The 6,000-nt window shown below is 37.0% G+C and carries 6 protein-coding genes and 1 pseudogene; all 7 read right to left on the bottom strand.

Annotated features, from left to right (window positions below):
- Positions 1-329 precede the first annotated feature (329 nt).
- Positions 330-1,943 (bottom strand): Na+/H+ antiporter, encoded by a 1,614-nt coding sequence (locus IW15_RS19820; protein ID WP_034714927.1) that lies wholly within the window; start codon positions 1,941-1,943, stop codon positions 330-332.
- A gap of 80 nt (positions 1,944-2,023) precedes the next feature.
- Positions 2,024-3,028 carry a bestrophin family protein gene (locus IW15_RS19815; RefSeq protein ID WP_034714926.1) on the bottom strand — a complete coding sequence of 335 codons (1,005 nt, stop codon included), beginning with the start codon at positions 3,026-3,028 and terminating at the stop codon, positions 2,024-2,026.
- 193 nt (positions 3,029-3,221) lie between these two features.
- Positions 3,222-3,702: pseudogene (locus IW15_RS19810) on the bottom strand (DUF2490 domain-containing protein); the annotation flags it as partial.
- A 214-nt stretch (positions 3,703-3,916) separates the two neighbouring features.
- A complete protein-coding gene (locus IW15_RS19805; protein ID WP_034714925.1) occupies positions 3,917-4,309 on the bottom strand; it encodes a DUF1398 domain-containing protein in 393 nt (130 codons plus the stop codon).
- A gap of 139 nt (positions 4,310-4,448) precedes the next feature.
- Positions 4,449-4,898, bottom strand: coding sequence for a VOC family protein (locus IW15_RS19800; RefSeq protein ID WP_034714924.1), 450 nt, complete (start codon positions 4,896-4,898; stop codon positions 4,449-4,451).
- Between the two features lie 40 nt (positions 4,899-4,938).
- Positions 4,939-5,481 carry an SRPBCC family protein gene (locus tag IW15_RS19795; protein ID WP_034714923.1) on the bottom strand — a complete coding sequence of 181 codons (543 nt, stop codon included), beginning with the start codon at positions 5,479-5,481 and terminating at the stop codon, positions 4,939-4,941.
- Between the two features lie 15 nt (positions 5,482-5,496).
- Positions 5,497-5,868, bottom strand: coding sequence for a VOC family protein (locus tag IW15_RS19790; protein WP_034714922.1), 372 nt, complete (start codon positions 5,866-5,868; stop codon positions 5,497-5,499).
- Positions 5,869-6,000: the final 132 nt, after the last annotated feature.

The following is a 6,000-nucleotide window of genomic DNA, read 5'->3' as shown; positions in this document are numbered from 1 at the left end:
CTCATCTATTATGTGTTTTAAAGTTAATAGTCGTTTTTATTATTATAATTCTGCAAATTTAACATTTTTTAGCAATTATTAAATTCACGTTAAAAAGATTTAATATGAATCTTATCACATGGTGTCTTTTCTTTCTTGGCATTTACTTTTATTACAAATCTATTTCTCCACCACGTCAAAACCCGTCGTATTAAAAAAGCTTCCAACACTTTTAATACTAGTATGCCCAAAGTTTTTCACGTTAAAAAAGTTATATCTGATCAAAAAAATACCCCGGACATTTTCATGTCCGGGGTATTTATATAATTATTTCTAGTTCAGTTTAAAAATTAACTATGTGAGAATCCTGTGATTTTGGCTTCATCAAAATCCAGCTGCATTTCAATCGTTCGCATTACATGGTCATCAAATATTTTTTCACGTTTCATACGGTGAAGTTCATTTCTCTGTGCCTGGATAACCTGGCGCAAAACATCTTTATTTTCATTCATTGCTGAAACATAATCTCCCGTTGAAGCCATGCACTGTGCTTTATCAGCCATCATCATCATTTCATTTTCCAGTTTATGTTTTTGATGGCGTACCAGGCTATTTTTTTCTGCAAGTTCGGAAAAATCCGTATCCAGTTTCTGTAAAGCAGTTTCTTTTAATTTACGCATAAGAATCACTTCCTGTTTTTCTTCAGGGAGTTCACTTCCGGCGTCACTGATTTTTAAGAATTTCAATATCGGGCTTAATAATAAACCTTGTCCTACTAATGTAATCAATATGATAACAAATGTGACGAACAAGATGATATTACGGTGCGGAAATGCATTACCATTCGGTAAAAATGCAGGAATTGAAAGAGCTGCAGCCAATGAAACCACTCCCCTCATTGCTGCAAAACTGATGATAAAAGGTTCACGCCAGTCAGGTTTCGGAACTTTTAACCTTAATTCTTTGGAACAGATCCTTGGAAAATACATCAAAGCGTAACTGTATATAATTCTTGTCAGAATAATGGCACCACCGATGACTACACTGTAAAAAATCCCTTCTGAAATCGTATAATCCTTCATGGCAGCGACTACTACCGGCAGTTCGAGTCCGATAAGGATAAAGATGATGGTATTCATGAGGAATATCAGAACACTCCACACATTTCCCGACTGTATTCTTGAGGTATGACTCAAATAACAATGTGAATTGTATGACATCAGCAGTCCTCCTGCTACTACCGACAGCACTCCTGAAAAATGAAAATGTTCTGCTCCCACATACATAATGTAAGGAACGATAAGTGTAATCACCGTATCAATATTAGAATTGGAGGGAATAATTCTTAGCAAAGCGCCAAATAACAAACCTACGCCCACTCCTACTGCTACCCCACCAATAGCCATCGTGACAAAATCCTGAACGGCATCCCGGAAAACAAACTGGCCGGAAATTACCGCTGCCAGGGCAAATTTAAATACAATTAAACTGGAAGCATCATTAATAAGGCTTTCCCCTTCCAAGATACTTGTAATTTTTTTCGGAATCTTCATATGTTTCAACACGGAGGTTGCTGCTACAGCATCCGGCGGAGAATTCACACCACCCAGCAAAAATCCCATGGCAACCGTAAGCCCCGGAATAATCGATGAAGAAAGATACGCCACCACTATTGAAGTTAAAAACACTAGTCCGAAGGCCATCGAAAAGATCTGTTTCCTCCATTTATGAAAATCCTGCCATGAGGTAAACCAGGCAGCCTCAAACAAGATCGGAGGCAGGAAAATAAGGAATACCAGATCGGGCTCTATTTCAATATGCGGCATTCCCGGAATAAAACTGATCAGCAGACCTGCTATCACCAGAAAAATGGGATAAGCAACCTTCAGTTTTTGTCCAATCATCACCAATATCATCACAGACAAAAGCACTGCAATTGATATTATAACATAACTGTGAATCATTTATTTAGTTTTTAATATTAATTGATTGTTTTTGAGTAAATCATTTTTAATTTCCTCTTTCTTTTTTCTACCTCTGCCTGTTAAAGAACAATATTATTCTTCGGGAGCACTGCGGAAGGAAGATCCGGCTCATCCAGCATATCTCTCATATCAATTTCAATGGTACGACTGATCTGAGTAATGGGAACATCATTTGGACTGCCTTCAAAAGGATTCATGGAAGACTCTCCTACCGTATCCAACGTATGGAAACACCAGGTAACCAAAAGTGAAAATGGAATATTAAACCACAATGTATATCCTTCCAGCATCGTTCCATCACCTAATTTATCAAGTTCTTTGATCAGTCCAAAAGGCACCGAAATAATAAATATCAGGAGAAGATAAGTTGCTATGGAAGAGAAATTTCTTGGATAAGGAAAATTCTTAATTCTTTCTGCTTTTCCCTGATTCTCAGTAAATTTCACCAGCTGCTGGTTGATTTGCGTCCATTGAAAATCGTTGATTTCTCCTTTTGCATAGGCTTCAGACAATGCTTTACTTTGAATTGCCGTGAGCTGTGTTGCTCTGTTTTTTTTACTCAGGATGTACTGGAGCTCCGATGCTGACAAATACTTTTTCAGCTCATCTTCCAATTTGGAAAGTCTCTCCGGGATCTCATATTTTTTTGAATACTCATCAAACTGTGCCGTATCCATATTCTCCCAAGCCCTGGATTCGCGGAGCTGAAACCTCAGCGCAGTAAGCCATGCATAATGACGAAGGAACATCTCTTTTACCTTATCTGCATTTTTTTCGGAAAGAGAATCTCTCAGAATGAATCCGAAACTTCTGCTCTCATTAATAATCGCGCCGTAGATTTGTCTCGCTTCCCAAAGTCTGCCATAACTTGCGTTATTTTTAAAGCCTACGATAAAGGCAACAGCAGTTCCCATAATAGCTATCGGCTGCCAGGGAATAGAAATAAATTTCCAGCCAAAAAAATACAATACGGTCGGAATAGCCGATAATACTGTCAAAATATAAATACTGCGCCTTGTCCATATCGCGAACTCAAGCGCTCCAAATTTTTTCCCTGAATGCATACTGTGTTCTATTTTGTTTTTGTGTATCTTTTATAACATCATGACCGTAATTAATATAGAGATGTGAAGCTGCTTCACTTTCTTATATTTAATTTTTGGTAAACGGAATATTATTATAAAAACCAACCTGAATCTGCCCGCGGTTTTTATTTTCCTGAATCTGATTCATATATCCTGCTTCAATTCTCATGTTCTTATTGATTACATATCCAAGTGCCCCATACACTCTGTTTCTGTCGAAGGTTGGACTGTTGAAATAAAAGAAATATCTCATTATACACTGAAGCATACAGCGCTTTTGGGAGCATTTCTTTTTGAGTGATCGGAATATTTACCCCAAGCATATACCGGAATCTCATTCTAAAATCATCCTGGAGAAAACGTTCCTCCAACCGATAGCGATGTTGCAGATTAAAACGTCCGAATTTCTGTTTTGTAATAAACTGCTGGAAAATACGGTGTTCAATATTTTCTTTTTTTTCTCCGTTTACATAAGGCCGGCTCAAAATGAATCCATATCCCAATAAAACATTGTTATTATTTTCCGTAAGATCGTAGCCAATTCCTGTACGGATCAACAGCTGTTCCAGATCTCCGATTGCATCAAAATTCCGGTACTGGATCTCATTATGCCAGTTCAGTTTTTTGTTGATCTTGTTATTTCCAAAATACATATACCAGGCGCCTACATCATTTTTCTGAGCAAATGAAAAGGTTGCTCCTAAACAAAATACAGTGAAAGCCAGCTTCGTAAAAATCTTTTTCATATCTTTTGATTACTATTATCTATCGTATTTAACAAAAATAATACTTTAAATCAATAATAGCAAACCCTATTTTCCGACCAAAAACCAGAAAACGACTGAAAACAAATCTCTTATTCTACTCTTAACCCGGAATCTGTTCTATCAAAATTTCATTTCCTTTTTGATCAAAATAAGTACATTTCATCATATCCAAATCCATTTTCCATCCTTCAACACCACTTTCTGCACAGTCGTTGCAAAAAGTAAGATAATCTGTACCACCTTGCTGATGAAGTTTTAATCTTAATTTGAAATGGCTAAGGTTTACTGTTTCGCTGACTGTCAACCGATCATATTTGCCTCCTGTATCTGCCGATTGGTTTTCGGTGTCTGTATATTCAATATTTCCGTCTGATACATAAGCCGTGTAATGGGAAACTCCTAATTTTTTTATGGCGTGAATGTATGCCGGAAAATCTGCACCGCTTTTTACTTTTTGGTGCTCTGCTTTAATTTCATCAATGGTAAACTTCATTTGTCTTTCTTTTTTTAATGTTTAATGTGTTCCTGTTCCAAATGTAAAAAATTCTGGACTGCAAATGTATTATAAAATAAAAACCGACAGATGATCTGCCGGTTTATTGTAACTATATGCTGTATACAAAATATGAATCTTACGGATGTTGCTGCACTTTTGCAGGATCATCATAGTTTACCATCCATCCGATGCCGAATTGATCGGTAAACATTCCAAAATAGGCGCCCCAGAAAGTATCTGCCAACGGCATAGTTACCTGCCCTCCCTCTGAAAGTCCATTAAACAATTTTTCTGCTTCTTCCTTAGAATCCGCATTGATAGAAATAGAGAAGTTATTTCCTGCCTGATAGCGGGAAGACCATTCTCCACCAGTATCACTTCCCATTAATATGGTTTCTTTGGAGATCGGAAGAGAAACGTGCATAATTTTGTCTTTGTCTTCTTCAGAAGTTTCTTTTCCTTCCATCGGAGGCATTTCTCCAAAAGTTCCGATGTAAGGGTATTCGCCACCGAAAACTGATTTATAAAAATCAAATGCCTGTCTGCAATTTCCATCGAACGTTAAATAAGCGTTTACTGTTGCCATAAAGTGTTTTTTTAAGTGTTTTTAATTATTTTTATCCTGATTAAGGTCTTTCCGCGATTTCTTTTAATTTCGAAAGCCCTTTCTGATAGTCTTTTCCAACAGAGCTTTCCAAGTCCATAAACACCTTCATTAAGGTAAAAGGATAAGGAATTTCTGATGTGAATCCCCATGTCACCTTACTTCCATTTTCTTCTGAAACAACCTTTACATACGCATTGGCAGAACTTTCATAAGGCGGTGCATAGGTAATGGATGTATCGATTCTTTTGTCTGCTGCATCTAATTTGGTGAGTTCCTGACAACCTTTCACGGATGTATTTTTACTGCTTATCCAGCACATTTTTTCACCCGGCTGCCCGGTTGTCCCTGACCAATCTTTTTTCATTTCGGGATCCGTAGAATTCTTAGGATTCCAGCCATCCATTGCTTTTAACGTATTGGTATACTGCCAGACTTTTTCTGCCGGAACATTGATAGTAATGGATTTCTCGTATTGACATTTTCCGGAAACAAAAGCGGCCATAACGAGCCAGAGAATAAGTAGGGAGCCAAGAACAATGATAATTCTTCTTAAAATTTTCATAAATATATATTGAAATTATCGGTGTTGGTCTATTAAAATCATATTTCCATCCGGATCTTTCAGGAAAATGTGTTCCGGACCTGAAGTTGTTTCATCTGCTTCTTTATCAAGTACAATCCCATGCTCTTTTATATGTTTCTGAATATTTCTTACATCATCAAAATCTTCCAGATTCTGAGCATTTTCATCCCATCCAGGATTGAAAGTAAGCATATTTCCATCGAACATGGCCTGAAACAGTCCAATCAGGGTACTTCCGTTTTTCATGATTAAATAATTCTGTGCTGCACTTCCAGCCATCACGCTGAAACCCAGCTTTTCATAAAAATCTTTAGATTTCTGAAGGTCTTTTACACTCAGGCTGAGTGAAAATGCTCCTAATTTCATATGTAATTTTATATATATAAATTAAAATTTAAACTACAAAAGTAGCCTGTTTGATTTAAACCACCCCGTCAAATCTTTGATTTGCCACCCCTCCGAAAGAGGGGAATGTGATCCTACCAATTAAGGTTAAAT

It is taken from the genome of Chryseobacterium soli (assembly GCF_000737705.1).
Lineage (GTDB): Bacteria > Bacteroidota > Bacteroidia > Flavobacteriales > Weeksellaceae > Chryseobacterium > Chryseobacterium soli.
The sequence above is the reverse complement of the archived record's forward strand: the minus strand, read 5'-3'. Positions and strand labels throughout refer to the sequence as shown.